Annotated in this window: 23 protein-coding genes; 11 read left to right on the forward strand and 12 right to left on the reverse strand. The window is 41.2% G+C overall.

Translation table 11 applies throughout. The features are described from left to right. Positions 1–160: 160 nt before the first annotated feature. The 6 genes from GO009_RS11430 to GO009_RS11455 all read right to left on the reverse strand — a co-directional run bounded on the left by GO009_RS11430 (position 161) and on the right by GO009_RS11455 (position 4,868). Positions 161–1,093: a DUF4382 domain-containing protein gene (locus GO009_RS11430; RefSeq protein ID WP_239057447.1), complete on the reverse strand. Its 933-nt coding sequence runs from the start codon at positions 1,091–1,093 to the stop codon at positions 161–163. Between the two features lie 213 nt (positions 1,094–1,306). Continuing rightward, complete coding sequence (locus tag GO009_RS11435) at positions 1,307–2,257, reverse strand: PD40 domain-containing protein (RefSeq protein ID WP_163626335.1); 951 nt, start codon at positions 2,255–2,257, stop codon at positions 1,307–1,309. A 77-nt stretch (positions 2,258–2,334) separates the two neighbouring features. Next, on the reverse strand, positions 2,335–3,387 hold the full coding sequence (arsB, locus tag GO009_RS11440) for an ACR3 family arsenite efflux transporter (RefSeq protein WP_163626336.1): 1,053 nt from the start codon (positions 3,385–3,387) through the stop codon (positions 2,335–2,337). Beyond that, the gene (locus tag GO009_RS11445; RefSeq protein ID WP_163626337.1) at positions 3,387–4,004 is read right to left on the reverse strand and encodes a low molecular weight phosphatase family protein; all 618 of its coding nucleotides are present in this window, start codon (positions 4,002–4,004) and stop codon (positions 3,387–3,389) included. The genes arsB and GO009_RS11445 overlap by 1 nt, the downstream gene beginning before the upstream one ends. Positions 4,005–4,022: 18 nt before the next feature. Then, the gene (locus tag GO009_RS11450; protein ID WP_163626338.1) at positions 4,023–4,490 is read right to left on the reverse strand and encodes a DUF6428 family protein; all 468 of its coding nucleotides are present in this window, start codon (positions 4,488–4,490) and stop codon (positions 4,023–4,025) included. Positions 4,491–4,538: 48 nt separating this feature from the next. Next, positions 4,539–4,868 (reverse strand): helix-turn-helix transcriptional regulator, encoded by a 330-nt coding sequence (locus GO009_RS11455; RefSeq protein WP_163626339.1) that lies wholly within the window; start codon positions 4,866–4,868, stop codon positions 4,539–4,541. A gap of 154 nt (positions 4,869–5,022) precedes the next feature. On the opposite strand from GO009_RS11455, the gene GO009_RS11460 reads away from it, so the two are divergent. Genes GO009_RS11460 through GO009_RS11505 form a run of 10 tightly spaced genes read left to right on the forward strand, consistent with a single transcriptional unit; the run spans position 5,023 to position 13,416 of the window. Next, positions 5,023–6,177 (forward strand): cysteine desulfurase family protein, encoded by a 1,155-nt coding sequence (locus GO009_RS11460; protein WP_163626340.1) that lies wholly within the window; start codon positions 5,023–5,025, stop codon positions 6,175–6,177. After that, positions 6,174–7,328 carry an XdhC family protein gene (locus GO009_RS11465; RefSeq protein ID WP_163626341.1) on the forward strand — a complete coding sequence of 385 codons (1,155 nt, stop codon included), beginning with the start codon at positions 6,174–6,176 and terminating at the stop codon, positions 7,326–7,328. Before GO009_RS11460 ends, GO009_RS11465 begins: the two co-directional genes overlap by 4 nt. After that, complete coding sequence (locus tag GO009_RS11470) at positions 7,325–7,930, forward strand: NTP transferase domain-containing protein (RefSeq protein ID WP_163626342.1); 606 nt, start codon at positions 7,325–7,327, stop codon at positions 7,928–7,930. The genes GO009_RS11465 and GO009_RS11470 overlap by 4 nt, the downstream gene beginning before the upstream one ends. Then, entirely contained in the window at positions 7,927–8,163 is a 237-nt protein-coding gene (locus GO009_RS11475) for a MoaD/ThiS family protein (RefSeq protein ID WP_163626343.1), read from the forward strand. The genes GO009_RS11470 and GO009_RS11475 overlap by 4 nt, the downstream gene beginning before the upstream one ends. Then, positions 8,160–9,173, forward strand: a complete 1,014-nt coding sequence (locus tag GO009_RS11480) for a HesA/MoeB/ThiF family protein (protein ID WP_163626344.1) — start codon at positions 8,160–8,162, stop codon at positions 9,171–9,173. The genes GO009_RS11475 and GO009_RS11480 overlap by 4 nt, the downstream gene beginning before the upstream one ends. After that, on the forward strand, positions 9,166–9,609 hold the full coding sequence (locus GO009_RS11485; protein WP_163626345.1) for a molybdenum cofactor biosynthesis protein MoaE: 444 nt from the start codon (positions 9,166–9,168) through the stop codon (positions 9,607–9,609). The genes GO009_RS11480 and GO009_RS11485 overlap by 8 nt, the downstream gene beginning before the upstream one ends. Further along, positions 9,610–10,506, forward strand: coding sequence for a bifunctional molybdenum cofactor biosynthesis protein MoaC/MoaB (gene moaCB, locus GO009_RS11490; protein ID WP_163626346.1), 897 nt, complete (start codon positions 9,610–9,612; stop codon positions 10,504–10,506). After that, complete coding sequence (gene moaA / locus GO009_RS11495) at positions 10,499–11,491, forward strand: GTP 3',8-cyclase MoaA (RefSeq protein WP_163626347.1); 993 nt, start codon at positions 10,499–10,501, stop codon at positions 11,489–11,491. The genes moaCB and moaA overlap by 8 nt, the downstream gene beginning before the upstream one ends. Then, positions 11,491–12,657: a molybdopterin molybdotransferase MoeA gene (locus GO009_RS11500; RefSeq protein WP_163626348.1), complete on the forward strand. Its 1,167-nt coding sequence runs from the start codon at positions 11,491–11,493 to the stop codon at positions 12,655–12,657. Before moaA ends, GO009_RS11500 begins: the two co-directional genes overlap by 1 nt. Positions 12,658–12,660: 3 nt before the next feature. Next, positions 12,661–13,416, forward strand: coding sequence for a sulfite exporter TauE/SafE family protein (locus tag GO009_RS11505; RefSeq protein ID WP_163626349.1), 756 nt, complete (start codon positions 12,661–12,663; stop codon positions 13,414–13,416). Here GO009_RS11505 and GO009_RS11510 read toward each other — a convergent pair. From GO009_RS11510 to GO009_RS11535, 6 genes are all read right to left on the reverse strand, one after another. After that, a complete protein-coding gene (locus GO009_RS11510; protein WP_163626350.1) occupies positions 13,413–13,760 on the reverse strand; it encodes a winged helix-turn-helix domain-containing protein in 348 nt (115 codons plus the stop codon). The genes GO009_RS11505 and GO009_RS11510 overlap by 4 nt on opposite strands. A gap of 80 nt (positions 13,761–13,840) precedes the next feature. Next, positions 13,841–14,683: a DUF4249 domain-containing protein gene (locus tag GO009_RS11515; protein WP_163626351.1), complete on the reverse strand. Its 843-nt coding sequence runs from the start codon at positions 14,681–14,683 to the stop codon at positions 13,841–13,843. A gap of 4 nt (positions 14,684–14,687) precedes the next feature. After that, positions 14,688–17,066: a TonB-dependent receptor gene (locus GO009_RS11520; RefSeq protein WP_163626352.1), complete on the reverse strand. Its 2,379-nt coding sequence runs from the start codon at positions 17,064–17,066 to the stop codon at positions 14,688–14,690. A 170-nt stretch (positions 17,067–17,236) separates the two neighbouring features. Further along, complete coding sequence (locus GO009_RS11525) at positions 17,237–18,130, reverse strand: LytTR family DNA-binding domain-containing protein (RefSeq protein WP_163626353.1); 894 nt, start codon at positions 18,128–18,130, stop codon at positions 17,237–17,239. Positions 18,131–18,264: 134 nt separating this feature from the next. After that, complete coding sequence (locus tag GO009_RS11530) at positions 18,265–18,840, reverse strand: DJ-1/PfpI family protein (protein ID WP_163626354.1); 576 nt, start codon at positions 18,838–18,840, stop codon at positions 18,265–18,267. Positions 18,841–18,970: 130 nt separating this feature from the next. Beyond that, positions 18,971–19,519, reverse strand: coding sequence for an RNA polymerase sigma factor (locus GO009_RS11535; RefSeq protein ID WP_163626355.1), 549 nt, complete (start codon positions 19,517–19,519; stop codon positions 18,971–18,973). Positions 19,520–19,622: 103 nt separating this feature from the next. On the opposite strand from GO009_RS11535, the gene GO009_RS11540 reads away from it, so the two are divergent. Then, on the forward strand, positions 19,623–20,771 hold the full coding sequence (locus tag GO009_RS11540; RefSeq protein WP_163626356.1) for a FecR family protein: 1,149 nt from the start codon (positions 19,623–19,625) through the stop codon (positions 20,769–20,771). Positions 20,772–20,924 lie beyond the last annotated feature (153 nt).

The raw sequence follows: 20,924 nt of genomic DNA on the forward strand, positions 1-20,924 counted from the left end.
AAAGGGGTGTCTAAAAAGTCGGTTTTCGTCAACCTGAACTTGTTTCAGGTTCTCATAATGATTTGTTTATCAATATGATAGGATTCTGAAATAAATTCAGAATGACGTATTTCAATACTTTTTAGACGCCCTCTTCAAATATTTAAATGATTATTGTTCCTTAGTTACCGTCGCCGGTATCGTCCGTACCATCATCTGTATTGTCTTCTTCAGTAGCTGGGTCTACATCAAGTACAAAATCTTGGGTAGTAATGTTGGCCGCATCAATTTGAACGCTTAAGGTATCACTTGCCAAGTAACCTTCCATTTCAGCTACAACTTCGTACATTCCGGCTTCTAGACCAAGAATGGAGTAGTTTCCGTCAACATCTGCAAAAGAAGTTGTGTTCAATGTGTCGGCGGCGATTACTGAGATCTGGGCACCTTCCAAACCTACGTTTTCTTCTTCTACAATGGTACTTACATTACCAGAAAGCGTACCAGATGTAGATAGGTTGCTTGCCTTGATCACTGGTTTAAAGTTGAATCCACTCACACCCGCTGGCGTGTCAATGCTTCCTTTGGCAACAAACGATTGGCTTACATCAAAATCCAACAACAGGTCGGAGGAGAGGCCACCGGCAACTGTAATGGCTGGGTCTACAAAAACTTTGATGCCTGAAGCATCACCACTTGGAACTTGTAGATTAAAAACAGTTCCATCGGTCAATACTACATTTACACCTTTAACATAAATACGAATAAGATCGTAGGATCCAGCAGGAACATCTATCTCTGCCAATTGTTGTGTTAATCCGTTGGTAAGTTCCAATAGATTAACATCGATCTCTTCTTCCATTAGTGTGATGAATGGAGAACCATCGTCATCGTCGGAGTCATCATCCATGTCATCGTCTGAATCATCGTTAGAATCATCGTCGGAGTCATCATCCATGTCATCACCGTCCACAAGGCGAGCTTCAACTTTGTATACGGTAACATTGGCCTCGGCCATTAGTTCGTAAGGAAATGGGGCATCTGTCAATTGTACGGATAATGTGCCAGTGTCTTCAGCACTTCCAGATCCTTCACCGTTACCGTCTGAACAGCTCATTATTATTAGAGCCATTGCCATTAGTAAACTAAAAAAAAACTTTGTTCTCATAGTATGGGGTTTTTAAATTTTTCAGGGCATAACTATCCCTGTTCTGATTTTATATGTATAAAACAACCAAAGGTTAAAAAACCCTACTTTTTAATTAAAAAAAGTATTTTTTTCGGTAAAAAGCGCTTTAAAACCTTATGAGGAATGCTTTATCCCGCAACATTAATTTTTGTAGATAAAGTGGGGAGCTTGTTGATATTGAAAGGTGGTGTCGGTTAAAATTTCCATTTCCTTGGTTTCCCAATTCATTAAACCAATATGAAACTGTGATTGTTCATCGTCGAAAAGTTCAACGGTTAGCCATTTGCCATCGGGACTCCAATCGTGCCATCCTTCGTTTTGCTCGTTTTCCGTTAGTTTCCATGTTTTGCTTCCATCCAAACTAACGGCATATAAGCTGTATTTTCCATTTTGCTTGCTTTGGTACGACACAAAGTTTTCTGTAGGATGGAGTTTTGGGGCACCCGCCCTGTATTCATATTTACCTGCTGTTGTATCTTTTTCGGGGTAGTGGGTAAGTTGCTTTCTGTTTTTGCCATCCGCATCAATAATGTAAAGCTCTTCGTCGAAGCCGTTGATTTCTTTACGGACCGTTTTTCCTCCTCTAAAAACGACCTGCTTTCCATCATTTACAAACAAGGGGTCCGCTGCAAAAGGAAGCTTTGTGTCCAGTCGATCTATGATTTCACCTTCTTGATTTAGAACATAAAAGGTCGATTCCGTAATCAATTTTGGCTTTACGATAAGCTCGGTGCCGTCCTTTCTGCTGCTCATCCAACTATCGGCCAGCTCCAAGTTGTTGACTTTTTGAACGTTTTCGCCCTTAAAATTGCTCTTGTACAAAAAGTAGCAACGTTTGCAGGCTCCTCTATCGGAAATAAAGTATAAGGTGTCTCCGTAGGAATAATAGGTCCAATCCACAGGGTACAGGTCTGTAATGTTCTTTTTGTTGGACCCATCGAGGTTCATTGAAAAAATCTCATAATTCTCAATGTCAAAATCCCTTAAAACATTGTAAACCAAGCCAAGTTCACGCTGGGTATCGTTCTTTTTTGAATTGCAGGACAACAACAGTAATGCCAAAATTCCTAGAAAGGTAACTCCTCTAACCATAATGCGTTTAGTTTGTGTTAATTTTTTTGCAAGGCTGAAGTTACTAAACTCTTCGAATTTTTGAAATCGTATTTTGCCTATGCCTTCGCTTTATTTAGCTTAAAATATTTCTTTCGGAACCAAAAAGACACTTTTACCAATAAAATCAGCGCAGGCACTTCCACCAAAGGCCCAATGACCCCGGCAAAAGCTTGTCCAGAATTCAATCCAAATACGGCAATGGCAACGGCGATGGCTAATTCAAAATTATTTCCGGCAGCCGTGAAGGCTACGGAGGCTGTTTTGTCGTACTCAGCGCCCATCGCTTTTGTGGTGAAGAAACCGATAATGAACATCAAAGCAAAATAGACCAAAAGAGGAACTGCTATAATCAGCACATCCATAGGTATTTGCACAATCAATTCACCTTTCAACGAAAACATGATTACAATTGTGAACAACAGGGCAATCAAGGTCATTGGCGAAATGGTGGGAATAAACTTTTCGGTATACCAAGTCTCTCCCTTTAGTTTTACTAGAATTTGACGACTCAAAATGCCCATCAAAAAAGGAATTCCAAGATAAATAGCTACGCTTTCAGCAATGGTCCCTATGGAAATATCGACTATGGCTCCTTCAAATCCAAAATAGGGTGGAAGAATGGTGATGAAAATCCAAGCATAAAAACTGTAAGCAAAAACTTGAAAAATACTATTGAGCGCCACCAACCCAGCCCCATATTCGCTGCTGCCTTCAGCCAAATCGTTCCAGACCAGCACCATGGCAATACAACGGGCCAAACCAATTAAAATAAGCCCGACCATGTAGTCTGGATAATCCCTTAAAAAGATAATGGCCAAAGCAAACATTAAAATAGGCCCTATAATCCAATTCAAAAGAAGGGAAATGGACAAAATTTTGGTGTTTTTGAATACTTTGGGCAACAAAGAATATTTCACTTTGGCCAAAGGCGGGTACATCATCAAGATCAACCCAATGGCAATTGGAATGTTGGTGGTGCCACTGCTAAAGGAATTGACAAAATCGGGAAAATCGGGAAAAAAGTAACCAATCCCGACTCCGAGAGCCATGGCTACAAAAATCCAAAGCGTCAGGTTTTTATCTAAAAAGCTTAATTTTTTGATGGCCATTAGTTCTGAATTTGGGAAAAGACATAAAACATTTCAGTGGCAATTTGTGTACTACGCTCACTATATTTCTCAGCTTGTTGAGGGGTATTGTCAAAAGCCTTTGGGTCTTCGTAGGTGATGGGAATCCATTTTTCGGCCCCGGGAACAAACGGGCAGCCTTCATCAGCTTGCGAACAGGTCATAATAGCTGCAAAATCAGATTTTGGGTTGAAATCATCATCCATCCGTTTGGAAAAACAGATTACGGGATGTTCGTTTTCCGCAAACTTGATTCCATAAACGGGGTTTTTTCCTTCGGAAAGCGTCAGCACTTCAAAACCTGTATTCGCCAAGGTAGAAGCCACCATTGGAAATAGGGCGGTTGCCTCCGTTCCCCCAGAATAGCAACTCACATGCTCAATCCCAAAATGATGCGCCATGGTTTGAGCCCAAATTTGGGACAAATGGCTGCGTCTGGAGTTGTGTGTGCATATAAAATTAAGCTGGATGGATTCCCTGTCATCAACTTTTCCCTGAATGTACTCCACAAGGGATGATAAAGTTTCTTTTCTTTCTTTTGAAATGGATGCTGTTTCAAGCGTTGAGATAAAATCGTTCAAAACCTTGTATTGTGACATAATATATGTTGATTAAGGTTAGCAACAACCACTGCCAGGCGTGCAACATTCGGAGCTTTGCAACCCGGATAATTTTACTTTGGGTTTTTCTGCCGGAACCCCACATTTATCCTTCGCCAAACAATCCGTTTGTTTGGTGGTCAACAGAAAGTTGGTGCCATCAAAATCAAGAGCAAATTTTTCGATGGTCTGACCTTGATACTCCACTTCAACCTCCAAATCACCTATATCCAATGTTTTTTGAGACAGTTCAATGATGTGGACCAACTTTTCAGGATGAAGTCTGTGGTCGTAGTCATTCGCGTTCCAAAGCTGAAAATTGACAACTTCCTCATTCCGCACAGTGCCACCACAATCAATAAAGTGCTTTGTGATTTTTCCAACCTCGGTCACGTGAAAATGGTTCGGAACCAAATCTCCGTTGGGCAATTGGAACGCTATAGTGTCCAATTCGGACAATGTTGATTTAACTTCTTCTAACTTCATAACTATCTCTGTTTATTGTAATATTACGATTAATTGTTTCAAATTTTTTTAGCAACACTCTTTTTGATTGAGGTCTTGGTCCAAAAACTCGGACATAACTGTCTTCATTTTCTTCCAGTTGTCGGCATCAATACAATAACAAACACTGGTGCCTTCAACGTTTCCCTTAATCAAACCTAGATGCTTCAATTCCTTTAAATGTTGGGAAATGGTAGGTTGTGCCAAACCGATTTCATTTACCAAATCTCCACAAACACAGGCATTCAATTTGTACAAATACTGTAAAATGGCAACTCGTGCAGGATGGCCCAGTACCTTTGCATACTGAGCAATCTGGTTTTGCTTATCGGTAAATATTTCTGTTTTGGTAAGACCCATCAGTTTAATTTATTCATTGCAATATTACGATAAATAGCTTAACTACCAAAAAATTTATTTGATTTTATTTCTTAAATGGTTTGAAAAACATAGGTGAATACTGATTCATTCTTATTAAATTGCGTTATGCACACACAAACATAACGATTGTAATTTGTCGCTAACGGAAAAAATATATCTGGATTATAATGCAACCACACCTGCCGACCCAAAGGTGGTTGAAGCTATGCTGCCGTATTTTACCGAGTATTTTGGCAATGCAAGTAGTGACCATTCTTTTGGTTGGTATGCCGATGACGCTGTAGAAACGGCGCGAGAACAGGTGGCAAGGCTTGTGAGTTGTAGACCAACGGAACTCACTTTCACCTCGGGTGCTACGGAGGCGGCCAATTTGGCCTTGTTCGGATTTTGTAGAAAGAATAGGGGCAAGGGGAATCATATCATTTCTTGCAAAACGGAGCACAAAGCGGTACTCGATACACTGGAAGCGTTGGAGTCAGATGGTTTTGAAGTCACTTATTTGGATGTGGACAGGCAAGGAAACATTGATTTGGGTGAATTGCAGGAAGTTATAAAGTCGTCTACAATTTTGGTTTCCTTGATGTTGGCCAATAATGAAACTGGCTTGATTCATCCTTTAAAAACCATAACCGAAATAGCGCATTCCCAAAACGTAGCTGTAATGTCCGATATAACGCAGGCAGTGGGCAAAATTCCAGTCGATTTACAAAATTTGGGAATCGACATGGCTGTTTTTTCTTCACATAAACTGTATGGACCCAAAGGTGTTGGTGCACTTTATTTAAACAAAAGCAATAATATCTCCATTGATAAACATCTTTTTGGCGGAAAGCACGAAAAAGGAACCCGACCAGGTACTTTAAATGTTCCTGGGATTGTTGGTTTTGGCGAAGCCTGCAGCATTGCGCAAACCAGCTTGGAAGAAAATCATCAAAAACTAACAACCCTTCAAAACCTACTGGAGCAAGAACTTTTGACCATTGAAGGAGCAACCATCAATTGCCAAAATGAAGAGCGGTTGCCAAATACCACAAATGTATCATTCAAAGGTGTGGATGGCAGCAAGTTACTTCGTTATTTGAACAACTTGGCTGTTTCCCGCGGTTCCGCCTGCACCTCGAATCAGGTGAACCCATCCCACGTGTTAAAGGCGATGGGAGTCGAAGATGAGATGGCTTTGGCCAGTCTGCGCATCAGCACAGGGCAAAACACTTCTCCAGAGCAGATTGAAAAAGCCGTGTTTGAAATCAAAAAAGCCGTCAACCAACTAAAAAGCATCACTGTATGAGGGAGTTGGATGTTATCATAAAAAAATATCAGGAGCTTAAAGCACAAGACATACGGTGTATTTTGGCTACCGTGGTGCACGTTGAGGGTTCATCGTACCGTAGAGCCGGCGCACGGATGTTGGTGGATGAATACGGAAACATCACAGGAGCTATCAGTGGAGGTTGCTTGGAGGGCGATGCGCTCCGAAAAGCTCTTTTTGCATTGGATAGACAAGAAAACAAATTGGTAACCTATGATACTAGTGATGAGGATGATGCGGTAATCGGAGCTCAGTTGGGCTGCAACGGCATCATTCAGGTGCTTTTTGAGCCAATGGATTATACGGATTCAAATAATCCTTGCGAGCTTTTGAAAGTCGTTGCCGAACAAGAAGTCCCGACGTCCATTTCAATTGTTTTTGATTTGGATAAAACCCAGAAACAGCTTGGGACCATTTTGATTGCTGATGGAAAAGGAGCCGTTGCAGGTAAGCAAATACCTGATAATTTGCAAAAAGCCTTGCTTTTGAAAGGAACAGAAGTAGTTGAAAAAGAAAATCCCTGTTTTGGAGAGGTAGAGTTGGATGGCGATAAGCTTTATGTGTTTGTTCAGATGCATCAACCACCAGTAAAATTGGTTTTGGTAGGGGCAGGGAACGATGCCCAAATTTTGGCACAACAAGCCGATATGCTCGGATGGAAGGTAACCGTGGCGGATGGGCGCCCCACACACGCCAACAAAGAACGTTTTGTGGGGTCTTGCCAAGTCATTGTAACCAAGCCAGAAGAAACACTGGAGAACATCAATATAGATAACCGAACCTGTTTTGTGCTAATGAGCCATAATTATAGTTACGATTTGTCAGTGCTCAAATTGCTTCTTGGGAATCCGGAGACACCATACATTGGTATTTTGGGACCATTGAAAAAATACGAGCGCATGCTCAACGAGCTGGCAGATGAAGGGGTAGAAGTATCGAAAGCGGATTTGGCCAAGATTAATGCACCCGTAGGATTGGAAATAGGGGCGGAGACGCCCGCCGAAATCGGATTGTCCATTTTGGCAGAAATACAAAGTGTACTGACCAACAAAGGAGCTCGACCTTTAAAGCAAAAAACCGAGCCGATTCACGATACAAAACAGAATCAATTTCAAAAAATAACCCTTTGAGTGCAGAAGAAAACATAGCGGTGGTTGTATTGGCAGCAGGTGGCTCCACGCGTTTGGGGCGACCCAAGCAGTTGGTGGAATTCAAAGGAAAAACACTTTTGGACCATACCATGGACAAAGTGGACTTACTAGGTTTCCAGACCAAGATCTTGGTTCTGGGCGCCAAGCGGGAGGAAATTATCGATAAAATTGATTCCAACGACTTTAAAGTGGTCGTTAATACCCATTGGGAGCAAGGAATGGCATCTAGCATCAAGGTTGGGCTGGAAGCTGCGATGGCAGAGGAAGAAGGATTGGACCATGTTTTGTTTTTGGTTTCCGACCAACCCTTTTTGGAACGCGCCAACTTAATCAAACTGGTGCATACCCAACTTACGCAACATCCAAAAGCGACCTATTCCCAATATGGGGATAATATTGGAGTGCCAACCATTTTTAGTAAGGAAGCATTTCCATTGTTGTTGGAATTGGTGGGAGACGAAGGGGCTAAGAAACTAACTCGGTTAGAAGATTTTAATTACTGTACGGAAACCTTTAAAAAGGGCGGTTTTGATGTGGATACCCAAGAAGATGTTCAGCAACTAAAACAAATGGAAGAATGAAAGTGACCGTTAAATATTTTGGTCTGGTAGCGGAAGCTGCCGATAAGTCCGAAGAGGTTTTGGAACTCAATGGAGTACTTACCGCGTCAGAACTAAAGGCACAATGCTTGAACGGCTTGGCTATAGCGGACAAAGAGTCCGTACAGATAGCCGTAAACCAAAATTTGGATGATAAAATAACGATAAAGGACGGAGACGAAGTGGCCTTGTTGCCACCGTTCGCAGGAGGATGAGTAGATACGACAGACAAATAAAACTCACGGAAGTTGGGCCGGAAGGCCAAAAAAAGCTTCGCCATGCCAAAGTATTGCTAGTTGGTGTTGGGGGACTGGGCTGTCCTGCTGCCATGTATTTGGCAGGTGCTGGAGTAGGTAAAATAGGTTTGATGGACCATGATAAAGTCGATATGTCCAATCTGCATAGACAGGTTTTGTTTCAAGAATCGGATGTAGGAAGGTCAAAGGCCGTTGTTGCCAAGGAACGTTTGGAAAAACAGAACAGCGAGGTACAGTTTGAGGTTTATGAAGAGCCGTTGACCTTTGAAAATGCCCAAAGCATCATCAATCAATACGATGTTGTTTTGGATGGTACGGACAATTTTGAAACCAAGTACCTTATCAATGATGCGTGCATATTGACTGATAAACCTTGGGTTTTTGCCTCCATTTATAAGAATGAGGGGCAATTGTCAGTCTTCAATTACCAGAATGGACCTACGTATCGCTGTGTATTTCCGAAAAGTACGAGACAGAACATCAGCTGTGAGGCCACAGGGGTGTTGGGCGTGTTGCCTGGCATTTTGGGAACGCTGCAGGCAGCTGAAGTCCTTAAGATTATTTTTGGGGCCGGTAAGGTACTATCCGGTAAGCTAAAGTTTATCAACATGATGCAGGCCAGTGAGCAGACCATCAACATAAACAAKCGCCCCGAAGAAGTGGAAAAAATTCGCAAGAACGGGATATCCCCTGTTTACATTGATTGCGATTTAAAAAATAAAGAGCAGTGGTATCTTGATGTACGCGAAGTGTTCGAGCAGCCCAAACCAAAAGGCAAAAAAGTACTGAGTATTCCTTTGAATGATTTGACATCACGCTACCAAGAGATACCGAACAATCAGGAAGTTTTTGTGTTCTGCCAGTCAGGAAAGCGAAGTAAGAACGCCATAGAAATACTTAAAAATGAATTTGGCTTTCACAATTTGAAAAATGTGGAAGGCGGCATAGAAACAATTATTGATGGATAAGAAGAAACCAAAAAAAGTATTTGTACAAGGAGCGATTCCTCCCGAAAAAATAGCCAATTCGGTGGCCAACCACCAAAGCAAGACGAATATTGGTGCACACAGTATTTTTTTGGGACAGATCAGGGCCGACGAAGTGGAAGGCAAAACCGTGACAGCCATCGATTATACAGCTTATGAAGAAATGGCCGAGAAAGTGTTCCACGAAATTCGCGAAGCGGCTTTTGCCAAGTTCGACATTACCTGTGCCCATGTGTATCACAGTTTGGGCAAAGTGAAGGTAGGAGAGTTGTGCCTGTTCGTGTTCACATCATCGGCACATCGAAAAATAGCCATAGAGGCCACCAACTTTTTTGTAGAGGAGATAAAGGCGAAAGTGCCTGTATTCGGCAAAGAGATTTTTGAGGACGAAACCCATCAATGGAAAGTAAACAAGTAAATGGTAGACATTACACATAAAGTGACCACCTTGCGGGAAGCAACCGCGGAAGCTATCGTGAAAACGAGTAGTCAGGCTACGATTGATGCGTTACAAAACAATGAAGTTCCCAAAGGGAATGTGTTTGAAATGGCCAAGGCCGCTGGTTTGTTGGGCGTCAAAAAAACGCCGGACCTTTTGCCCGATTGTCATCCCTTGCCCATTGAATACACGGGTATCGATTATAAAATCGATGGTTTGGACATCATCATTTCGATGACGGTAAAGACCATTTACAAAACAGGGGTAGAAGTGGAGGCAATGCATGGCGCCAGTGTTGTGGCTCTTACCATGTACGATATGCTCAAACCGATTGACAAAAAGGTTGAAATCAGCACCATTCGCCTCAAATCGAAAAAAGGAGGAAAATCCTCTTTCAAAATCAATTCGGAAGGGTTGACGGCCGATGTTGTTGTTTGTTCCGATACCATTTCCAAAGGAAAAGGTGAGGACAAGGCAGGAGAGGCAATTATCGAAAAATTGAAGGCTTTGGGAGTAGCATCCCAAAAAAGCATAATTCCCGATGAAGCTGAGGAAATCATCAAAAAAGTGGAACACACTACTGCGGATTTGTTGATTTTTACGGGAGGTACGGGTGTGGGGCCACGGGATGTCACTCCACAGACCTTGGAACCTATGTTGGACATCAAACTAAAAGGAGTAGAAGAACAAATGCGAAGCTACGGGCAAAATCGGATGCCATATGCGATGTTCTCGCGTTCCATCGCGGGCATCAAGGACGGCAAACTCATTCTGGCACTGCCGGGTTCCACCAAAGGAGCGGCGGAATCGATGGATGCGATTTTTCCCCACGTGCTGCACGCATTTAAAGTGATAGAAGGAAAAAGACATGATTGACAAAAAACCACAAATAGTAGACAATTTTGGTAGGCCACATACCTATCTGCGCATTTCGTTGACGGACCGATGCAACTTGCGGTGCTTTTACTGCATGCCCGAAGAAGGCATTGAGTTGATGGAAAAACCAAGTATCATGACGCTGGAGGAAATCATTGAAATGACACGGACATTTCGGGATTTGGGCGTGGATACGGTGCGGTTGACAGGCGGTGAACCTTTGGTTCGTAAGAATTTCGGCTATTTGGTCGAAGAGTTGGCCAAATTGGGCGTAACCCTAAAATTGACCACCAACGGAATCATACTGGACAAATATTTGGACCTGTTCGATAAAATCGGCCTGCGCAAAATCAATTTCAGTCTGGATACGCTGGACAAAGCGAAATCCGTATTTATTACCAAGCGGGATTATTACGAGCGCATTATGCGAAATCTAAATATGGCCTTGGATATGGATATGGACATCAAGCTCAATATCGTGTTGATCAAAGGTGTGAACGACAAGGAAATCAATGATTTTATCGAATTGACCAAGGATAAAAAGATTACACCCAAGTTCATTGAGTTTATGCCCTTCAAGGGCAATAAATGGGACTGGAGCAAAGGAGTTTCCAAAGAAGAAATCTTAAAGACCGTTGGTGATAAGTTCGGGGAAATCGAGACCCTTGACAATCCAAAACACAGCACTTCCACCAACTTTAGGGTAAAGGGACACAAAGGCAGTTTTGGCATTGTGAGTACGATTACCAATCCGTTTTGTGATGAATGCAACCGTATTCGTTTAACGGCCGATGGCAAAATGAAAAATTGTCTGTTCGCGAATTCAGAAACCGATTTATTGACACCTTTTCGTAATGGGGAAAAGATTGAAAGCACCATTTTGGAGTCCATTAAATCGAAAAAACATTCCCGTGATGGCATGGATGTTAAAATGGACGCCGACCACTACGAGCAAAACCGTTCAATGATTTCAATAGGAGGCTAATGGTTACAATTGAGGAAGCACTCCGCATTATTAAAGACCAAAAAATCACTTTAAAAAGTGAAACAAAGCCACTTGAAGAGGCACTTGGCTATGCGCTTTCAAAAGACATCGTATCACCTTTTGATGTGCCCGAGTTTGATAATTCCGCGATGGATGGTTATGCCCTGCGCGGACTATATCAGGAATACAAATTAGTGGGAGAAGTAACTGCAGGTGATTCCAAGGAAATTTTGATGAATGATGGCGAAGCCGTTCGCATTTTTACGGGAGCCAAAGTTCCCCAAAATACTTCTGCCGTAATGATGCAGGAGAAAACCTCGGTTAAAGAGCGCACGTTGTTTCTTGATGAAATGCCCAAAATTGGTCAGAACATCCGAAAAAAGGGCGGTCAGTTGACCGAAGGACAACCAGTGTTTGAAAAGGGCCACGTATTAAACCCGCCTTCCTTGGCTTTAATGGGCAGTTTGGGTTTGTCGCAATTGGAAGTCTTTTCCAAACCACAAATCAATATCATCACTACGGGGAATGAGCTCGTGAAACCTGGGCAGCCAAAGTCAGAAGGGCAGATATACGAATCCAACAGCTACGCGATTTCTGGGGCACTTCAGCAATTTGGATTTCAGCATCATCAAAAAACGGAGATAAAAGATGATTTTGAGGCCACAAAAACCGGTATCAAAACTGCGTTGGAGTCTTGCGATGTACTGATTATCTCTGGCGGAATTTCGGTCGGCGATTACGATTTTGTAAAACAATCCCTCGAAGATAATGGGGTTAATGAGTTGTTTTACAAGGTGTTTCAAAAACCAGGGAAACCGCTTTATTTTGGAAGAAAGGAAAATCAATTTGTATTTGCCTTGCCAGGAAATCCAGCATCTTCGCTTACCTGCTTTTATGTGTATGTACTTCAGTTGCTTCAAAAATTATCGGGGTATTCAAAAACTGGTTTGCTGACCTATCAATTTCCGATAAAGCATGCTTACGAAAACCGTTTTGGACGTCCCTCTTTTTTAAAAGCTGCTGTTGTGGATGGAAAAGTAGAAGTTTTGGACGGTCAAGGCTCTTCCATGATCCAATCCATGGCCAAAGGAAACGCACTTGCTTTTGTTGATGAAGGAGAGAAGCTTGCAGAAGGTGACCTGATAAAATGTATGCTAATATCTTAATCGATGAGCGTTGAATATCTGCCCATTGTCTTTTTTCTAATTGCGTTGTTTTATAGCTCGGTCGGATTTGGGGGCGGGTCGAGTTATTTGGCTATTTTAAGTCTTTTCTTGACGGATTTTCACGAAATCCGCTCCACGGCATTGGTTTTAAATATCTGTGTGGTCACGATTGGAACGCTGTTTTTTATCAAGAATCGCGTATTTAATCTAAAAAAGTTTTGGCCTTTTCTGGCGGCAAGTATTCCATTGGCCTATCTCGGAGCGCAGTTACGACTTTCCAGAACTTCTTTCTTTTTAATATTGGGTAGTGCCTTGGTTTTGGCAGGTATTTTCATGCTATTGCGTTTTGTAAAGAAAAAAATGGACACCAAGGAGTTTTCCAATCCTAAAAAACTCTTGTTGGGAGGGAGTATAGGCTTGCTCTCGGGCATATCTGGGATAGGAGGAGGTATTTTCCTGTCGCCCGTATTGAATCTTTTAAAATGGGCCAACCCTAGAACTATTGCTTCATTGGCCTCTGTTTTTATCTTGGTAAATTCCATTTCGGGCTTGATTGGCCTCAATGTGGCGGGCACTTTCAAGCTGAACAATGAATTGATGCTTCAACTTATCGTTGCCGTAGTAATAGGAGGGAGTATCGGTTCTTACCTATCCAACAAAAAGTTCAACCTTAAGTTTTTGGGTGTGCTCACCAGTATTTTGGTCCTTTACGTGGGTTTTCGACTGATTCTGTTGCACGGATTTGGAATCAAGATTTAAATCAAACCCAACATTTCATCTGTATGTTGCTGTACGGTCTGAGTGATTTTATCGTTCATTTTTTGGAAAGTGGACAATACTTTTTTACCAGTCTCCGTTAATTCGGCACCACCGCCTTGGGCTCCACCTTTGTGAAGTTCCACGTAAGGTTGTTGCCCCCGTTGGTTCATATCTTCCACCATGGCCCAAGCTTTACGATAGGACATCCCCATTTCCTTGGCTGCTTTGGACAGAGAACCATTTTTGTCAATTAACACCAGTAATTGCGCTCGTCCAGTACCAAAAAACTTTTTCCCGTCAATATCTATCCAGCATCGTATTTTGAGATCTTTTGATGTTCCCATCTCTTAAAATTAGTGGTTCTTGCCTCAAAAAATGGGCGTTTTACGTAAAACTACTAAATAATACTGCATTGTTTTGGGCTTTATTGAAATGTGTAGGAGCTTCTTGAAACCTGTGTTACCCTAAAATATCCGTAGGCAAAATTATCTGGATTGTCTTGGTTGATACAATTCCCTTTAATAGGTGCGGGCACGGCGCCAAATGGATCACCTGCGCTATAATATTGTTCTATCAGCAAGCGTATGTAGTTGTAATACTGTTCCGAAATTCCATATAGATCCACAAAAACCGTATCGCCGGGCTCAAAAGGTTGTTCATTGTTGTCCTCATCATCGTCCTTTTCGTAAAAGTCGTGCTGTTCGTTGCCGTTGGTAAATTCATCAGATTGGTCTTCTAGATCAGGAAATGGATCGCCTTCTTCTTGGTATCTGATCAGATAAAAGTTTTCTTCTTCCTCAGGATCATCAAAATAGAGATTCAGTTCCAAAAATTCATCATCAAAACCACCATCGGTGGATTGGGTAAGCGATTTAATGTCACTAACGGGGTATAAAGTTTCCGTGGCCAAATAGGTTTCATTGTCATAAATGATTTCTAGTTGGTACTGATGGTACAAAACTGGAATAAAATTAGAGGTTGTGTATAGGCCATTTCCTTGTCCTTCAAACAGCAATTCATCTCCAGAGTCCAAATCGGTCACGCTTACTTGGGCTCCATCCACAGCAGTATCGGAATCCAAATCAAAATAGGGGGTGGAGGTACGCAATTCAATGGATTGAATGTTTCCATCGGTGCCTTTTTCCCAATCCAAGGAGGCTTCGACCACCAATCTTGCTTCTGCTGTTGGAACATCAATTTCAACCACATCGGTACAAGAAGTAAGCACTAACAATGTTATGAGTATGAGGGATATATAATTTTTCATGGTATTAAAATTTGAAGTTGTAGGAAATCGCTGGCATTATACCGAAAATGGCTGTGCGGGTTGCTTCATTCTGACCTGTTTGCCAATTTTGTCCAAACGTGATTGATGCAGCATTTCTGCGGTTGTAGGCGTTGTAAATACCAAAAACCCATTCGCCTTTCCATTTTTTATCGGGTTTCCTGTTTGGCGTGTAAATGGCCGATATATCCAATCGGTGATAGGCGGGCAATCTATCTGCATTTCTGTTGGAATAGCTAGCTATGGACAGGTCTTCGTATTCATACTGTCCGTTGGGGTAAGTAACGGGGCGACCTGTTTGGAACACAAAATTGGAACTGAATTTCCACTTTTCATTCAATTTATAGGTTGCGGTCAAGGAAATATCGTGGGTGCGGTCATAGGGTGCGTTGTACCAATTCCCATCGTTAATGCCCAACCCTCCTGCACGGCCGCCCAGCGTGCGTTGTTCAGATTTGGATAGGGTATAGCCCAGCCATCCTGTTAATTTACCCGTGTTTTTTCGCAACAACAGTTCCATTCCGTAGGAACGGGCCTCTCCGTTAAGGATTTCTGTTTCAATGGTATTGTTTCCAATGAGGTTGGAGCCATCGATATAGTCAATGCGGTTGTCAATGTTCTTGTAGTACGTTTCTACTTCAAGACTGTACTTTTGGTCGGCAAAAGTCCTGTAATAACCCATCGAGTATTGGTTGGACAGTTGTGGTTTTATGAAAGTTCCACTGGGTGTCCAAACATCCAAAGGGGTTACTGCGGTTGTGTTGGACAGAAGATGGAGGTATTGCGCAGATCGGGTGTAACCAGCTTTTACGGATGAAATATCGTTAAGTTGATAGGAGAGTGCCAATCGGGGTTCGAGCTGCGCATAGGTTTTAATGCTCTCGTTTTTGTCGTAAGATGTTTCCCCGACCACTTCGCCAGCTTCGTAAATGCCGAGTTCCTCGTTGTAGACCACGGGCAGGTCGTTTGCGTACTGATTGATGCTTTGACCGCCCAACCTTGAAAAATGACTGAGTCGCAGCCCGTATTGTACGGTAAGTTTGTCGGTAACTTCGTTTTCGGCACCAATGTAGGCCGCAGATTCCAATGCTCTTTTTTGATCTAACTTTAAATAGTTGATGGAAGAAGTCTCGTTGGAGGGTGTTACTTCGCCAGGATTTAGATCGTACAGAATGCTGCTTATTCCAAAGTTGAGCTTGAACTTATCGTTCACATAGTAGTTGAGCCCGTATTTTAGATTGTAATTTTCGATATCGGCGACCCAATCCAGGCCAATAAAATCCAAAACTATCCTATAATCATATTGGCTATAGATCAGGGAGAGGTTTGCAAAGAGGCGATCATTGAAAATATGGTTCCATCTAAGGTTTCCAGTTGCGTTCCCATAATTGTTTGTTATCAGGTTGGCCAAAATAAATTCATCCCTACCAAAGTATCCAGAAAGATAGATTCTGTTGTTTTGATTGATTTCGTAATTGGCCTTTAGATTGAGATCGTAAAAAGCTAGCTTATCATCTTTCAGATCATCTATGAACTTCATAAACAAATGGGCGTAAGATGTTCTTCCCGCAACTAGAATCGACCCCTTATTTTTGAAAATAGGTGTTTCTGCCGTTAACCTGCTCGAAACAATACCAATACCGCCACTGAGGGCAAAGTTTTTACTGTTTCCATCTTTTTGACGAACATCCAACACGGAAGATACCCTTCCGCCAAATTCGGCAGGTATGTCTCCTTTGTACAATTTTACATCTTTGATGGCATCTGCATTGAATACCGAGAAAAAACCAAAAAAGTGGGAGGTGTTGTAGATGATGGCCTCATCCAACAGCACCAAATTTTGATCAGCAGCTCCGCCCCGAACATGGAAACCTGTACTGCCTTCGCCGTTGTTAGATACGCCTGGCAGCATCTGAATGGATTTGATTACATCCACCTCGCCCAAAACGGCAGGTATTTCCTTAATGGTCTGGGTTTTTAGTTGGGCCACGCCCATTTGGGGTGTTTTTAGGTTTATTTTTTCGGTATCGTCAGCCGACACAACGATTTCATCCAAGGCGGTTGCATTTGGGGAGAGCTCCAAATCAATGGTTTGGTCGGAATTTAAGTCAACCTCTTGGACGATAGCCTCGTAACCAATGTAAGTAATGAACAATTTATAGGAGCCTGCAGGTGCGGTAAGCGAATAAAAGCCATATTCGTTGGTTATGGCACCGTATTCAGTTCCTTGTAAATAAACAGATGCTCCAATAAGCGTTTCGCCATTCTCGTTATCTTTTACGGTGCCACGTAGGGTGTATTTTTCCTGTGCCATAACCGTAAAACCTAGCAACAGGAGTAAGTAGGTTAGCAATTTGTTCTTCATAGTTGATTGATGACTAATGATATTAAATTTATTTTAGGATAATTCGATTAATTTGTTGGCAAAGAAAACATGGGTCTGGTAAAAATGATGGTCTTTTTGCCATTTTGGAGTGAATTACGGGCAAAATGGAGTGAAACGTCAAACGATGGAACATAATTTTAGGTTAAATTTTAAACCGATGTAAGTTCCTCCTTTATTTTTTTGAGGTAAGATCTTGAAACTGGAATTTGGATAACAGGATCCGTGTCGATGACAAGAAACTCTTTATCGTTGTTTTTGGACATGTATTTTACGTTTAGCAGATTAATGGCGAAGGAGCGATGGCACCTTTGAAAGGAAAGGCCTTTGCTCTGCTCCAAAATAGCTTTCATTCGGTTTCGAATGATGTGCTTTTTGATCTTGTTTTTGTCCAAATAATGAATCAGCACATATTGATTGCTCGATTCCAGATATAGTATCTTATCTAGCTCGCCAGAAAAATCCACTTGCCCATTTTCATCTTTCAAGTGAACGGTTTCTGCTTTTTGTTCCGAGGTAAAGTGATCGGCGTAATGTTTTATTTGATGACTGAGTTCCTTTATTTCAAAATTCATTTTTTGGACCAGTACAAAAACCAAGCTGCCAAAAAATGGGAACAACAAGGTGATAAGACATCGAAAATAGTTTCGCAATTGGAACAATAGATCCAGTTCAATTTCAAAATCGTCTCCCAAATCGGGGATTACAAGTGAGAGACAAAACATTATCGAAGTAATGATTAAAGCCTCCAATAGCAACCATAAAGCATAACTACCGTTGCTCATACTATTTTTAAACAATAGCGGTCTCAAAACAAACTGCGAAAGCGATAACCCTACAAAAGTGCTTACGGAAATGGAAAAAAAGAAAAGTAAAATCTCTGGGTTGGAATTTATCGGATTGTTTACTTCTTCGGAAATACCGTAGGGTTGAAACAGAACTAGAAAGATAAAAACAAAAAGGGTGGAGCTAAGGATATATATCCATTTGTTCCGTGAACTATCGAAATAATAAAAGGGTTGCGATAGAAACAATCTCAATTTCATGTAGATTAAGTTCTGATAACAAATTTAGAGAAACCGTTTAATAGATAACCAGCTTTCCAGAATGCATTAAAAAAGACGGCATTGCCAAACATAATTTTGGTAATACCGTCCGTAATTATTTTAATGGATTAATTTTAGATGGATATTTTGGCTCCCATCACTTTTAAAAACTCACGAATAAAGGCCGGGTGTGCAGGCCATGCAGGGGATGTTACCAAGTTACCGTCCACATAGGCTCCGTCCACAGGAATGTCTTGAAACTCGCCACCCGCTACGGTTACTTCTGGTCCAACAGCGGGGTATGCGGTAAGCTTTCGACCTTTTACCACTCCTGCTGCAGTTAGAATTTGGATACCATGACAAACAGCGGCTACGGGTTTGTTTTCATCAAAGAAATGCTTGACGACGTCCAACACCTTCTGGTTTAGGCGAAGATATTCTGGAGCACGACCACCAGCAATGACCAATCCTGCGTAGTCGGATGGGTCTACGTCGGAAAAACTGTAATTCAAGGCGAAATTATGGCCTGGTTTTTCGGTGTAGGTCTGGTCGCCTTCAAAATCGTGAATAGCGGTTTTAATGGTCTCGCCCTTTTTCTTATCGGGGCATACGGCATGCACTTCGTAACCTACCATCAAAAGCATTTGAAAAGGGACCATGGTCTCGTAATCCTCGGCAAAATCACCTGTTAGGAAAAGAATTTTTTTCATATCTGGAGTATTTTAAGGTTAGCAACTATACTTCCTTAAAGATACTGATGCTTGTTGGGAAAGGGATAAGGGTTTGTATTAAATTAATTTAAAAATTATGGCGAATGTTTCGAGATGAGCTATTTGCTTCCTAATTACTTTTGTCCAATTGCATACATTCCTTTAAAATTCTATATGCCCTCGAAATGTGCCCTTCCACCGTTTTTAGGGAAATTTGGAACTTTTCTGAAAGCTCTCTATAGTTAAAACCTTGAATTTTATCTGCATAAAAAACTTCTTTACATCTATCGGGAAGTTCCTCCATACAGGTTTCCAACAATTTTACTTTTTTTTGGGATATTTCGGAATCCACATCCGAAGCGAGCATCACGGCAGTATAGTAGTAAGAGGATAACATATCGTTCTTGAGTTTTAAGTGGCGGTATTTATCCATCAACTTATTATATGCGGCCCTGTACAAAAATGCATTTAAGGACGATGTAATGTTTATGCTCTTTCTTTTTGTCCAAAGATTAAGGAACACATCTTGTACAACATCCTCGATAATGGTGCGATCATGGCAATAACTGAGCAAGAAAACACATAACTTCTTGTAGTACTCCGAATAAATATGCTCAAAGGTTCTTTTATCCCCCTTTTTTAGAGATTTTATTAGGAATATTTCATTTTTATGTTGCAAAAGGAGCTCTTTTTTGAAAAAGTGATAAAAAATTAAAACTTTTTGGTTTTTGAAGGGGGGGATTAAAAGCTTCCCACGTCATAAGATTAAATAATTATTAAATATGAATCAAACTAAGGTTGATAAATTACTTCTAAAATTAATTGAAAACAGGATTTCGGAGGAAGAATCCACAGAATTGTTGGATTGGTTGAAATCGGAGGAAAATCTTGATTATTTCAATGAGTTTGTTGAAATCAACCATTATATAAATGCTAAAAAATCATTTGAGTATAATGATGAGCTTTTAGATCAAATCAAAAACACAAGGACTAAGCCCAATTACTTTAAAGTATTTAAATATGCGGCCGTAATTATTGGTTTGGCTGTGGCAACGTTTGTTTTTAAGGACAGGATGCTGACTTCGAAGGAACCCTCCACTCCTGTGGCCCCAACCATTGTAAACAATAAAATACAACCAGGCAAAAACACTGCTGTTCTTACGTTGGAAGATGGAGAGAACGTTACCCTGGGCAAAGGAGCTGATTACAAAACACAAACCTTAAGTGCAAAAGAGGACCAAATAGTTTACTCCTCTAAAGAGGAACACATAAAAGAAGTTGCATATAATTATTTGACCGTACCCAGGGGTGGGCAATTTTCGCTCACCCTTTCGGACGGGACTGTTGTTTCGTTAAACTCAGAATCCAAATTAAAGTACCCCGTGCATTTTATAAAAGGAAAGAGTAGAGTAGTTCATTTGGTTTATGGAGAGGCCTATTTTGATGTTTCATCGAGTACCGAACACCAAGGAATGGACTTTAAAGTGTTCCATAAGAAACAGGAAATACAGGTTTTGGGAACACAATTCAATATAAAGGCTTATAAGGACGAGCACGATGTGTTTACCACCTTGGTCGAAGGAAAAGTTGCGGTAAAGCATGAAGAGAAAACATTGAAAATAATACCGGGTGAACAATCGAGACTGGACACAACAACGGGTGCCATAACAGTTTCTGAAGTAGATGTACTTTCTGAAACCTCTTGGAAAAGAGGTGTTTTTAGCTTCAAGAAAAAACCATTGAAGGATATTATGAAAACACTTTCCAGATGGTATGATATGGAAGTGGTTTTTGAAAATAAATCCTTGGAAAACAAAAAGTTCAAAGGAGTGTTGAGAAAAAATCAAAGTATTGAAGATGTACTTTCCGTAATCATGTCCAGCTCTTTGGATAGCTATGAAATAAAGGATAAAACTGTGATTTTAAAATAAATGTAGATGATAACTCAAGAAAACTCAATAACAAAAACTTGCCAATGAAGAGAAAAACCTAAAAAGTGGGGATGGGCTATACTCGCCAAAGTTAAATAACACCATCCCCTTTATACCATTATTAATTAATTGTTTAGAAACTAACTAATAACA

The organism is Allomuricauda sp. TY007 (genome assembly GCF_010468565.1).
Lineage (GTDB): Bacteria > Bacteroidota > Bacteroidia > Flavobacteriales > Flavobacteriaceae > Flagellimonas.

Coding starts and splice junctions, on each gene's coding strand:
- GO009_RS11510 (WP_163626350.1), bottom strand. CDS start 13,760: ATGGGAACATCAAAAGATCTCAAAATACGATGCTGGATAGATATTGAC.
- GO009_RS11505 (WP_163626349.1), top strand. CDS start 12,661: ATGAGCGTTGAATATCTGCCCATTGTCTTTTTTCTAATTGCGTTGTTT.
- GO009_RS11500 (WP_163626348.1), top strand. CDS start 11,491: ATGGTTACAATTGAGGAAGCACTCCGCATTATTAAAGACCAAAAAATC.
- GO009_RS11525 (WP_163626353.1), bottom strand. CDS start 18,130: ATGAAATTGAGATTGTTTCTATCGCAACCCTTTTATTATTTCGATAGT.
- GO009_RS11455 (WP_163626339.1), bottom strand. CDS start 4,868: ATGGGTCTTACCAAAACAGAAATATTTACCGATAAGCAAAACCAGATT.
- moaA (WP_163626347.1), top strand. CDS start 10,499: ATGATTGACAAAAAACCACAAATAGTAGACAATTTTGGTAGGCCACAT.
- GO009_RS11430 (WP_239057447.1), bottom strand. CDS start 1,093: ATGAGCTGTTCAGACGGTAACGGTGAAGGATCTGGAAGTGCTGAAGAC.
- GO009_RS11475 (WP_163626343.1), top strand. CDS start 7,927: ATGAAAGTGACCGTTAAATATTTTGGTCTGGTAGCGGAAGCTGCCGAT.
- GO009_RS11435 (WP_163626335.1), bottom strand. CDS start 2,257: ATGGTTAGAGGAGTTACCTTTCTAGGAATTTTGGCATTACTGTTGTTG.
- GO009_RS11450 (WP_163626338.1), bottom strand. CDS start 4,490: ATGAAGTTAGAAGAAGTTAAATCAACATTGTCCGAATTGGACACTATA.
- arsB (WP_163626336.1), bottom strand. CDS start 3,387: ATGGCCATCAAAAAATTAAGCTTTTTAGATAAAAACCTGACGCTTTGG.
- GO009_RS11515 (WP_163626351.1), bottom strand. CDS start 14,683: ATGAAAAATTATATATCCCTCATACTCATAACATTGTTAGTGCTTACT.
- GO009_RS11485 (WP_163626345.1), top strand. CDS start 9,166: ATGGATAAGAAGAAACCAAAAAAAGTATTTGTACAAGGAGCGATTCCT.
- GO009_RS11520 (WP_163626352.1), bottom strand. CDS start 17,066: ATGAAGAACAAATTGCTAACCTACTTACTCCTGTTGCTAGGTTTTACG.
- GO009_RS11530 (WP_163626354.1), bottom strand. CDS start 18,840: ATGAAAAAAATTCTTTTCCTAACAGGTGATTTTGCCGAGGATTACGAG.
- GO009_RS11465 (WP_163626341.1), top strand. CDS start 6,174: ATGAGGGAGTTGGATGTTATCATAAAAAAATATCAGGAGCTTAAAGCA.
- GO009_RS11540 (WP_163626356.1), top strand. CDS start 19,623: ATGAATCAAACTAAGGTTGATAAATTACTTCTAAAATTAATTGAAAAC.
- moaCB (WP_163626346.1), top strand. CDS start 9,610: ATGGTAGACATTACACATAAAGTGACCACCTTGCGGGAAGCAACCGCG.
- GO009_RS11445 (WP_163626337.1), bottom strand. CDS start 4,004: ATGTCACAATACAAGGTTTTGAACGATTTTATCTCAACGCTTGAAACA.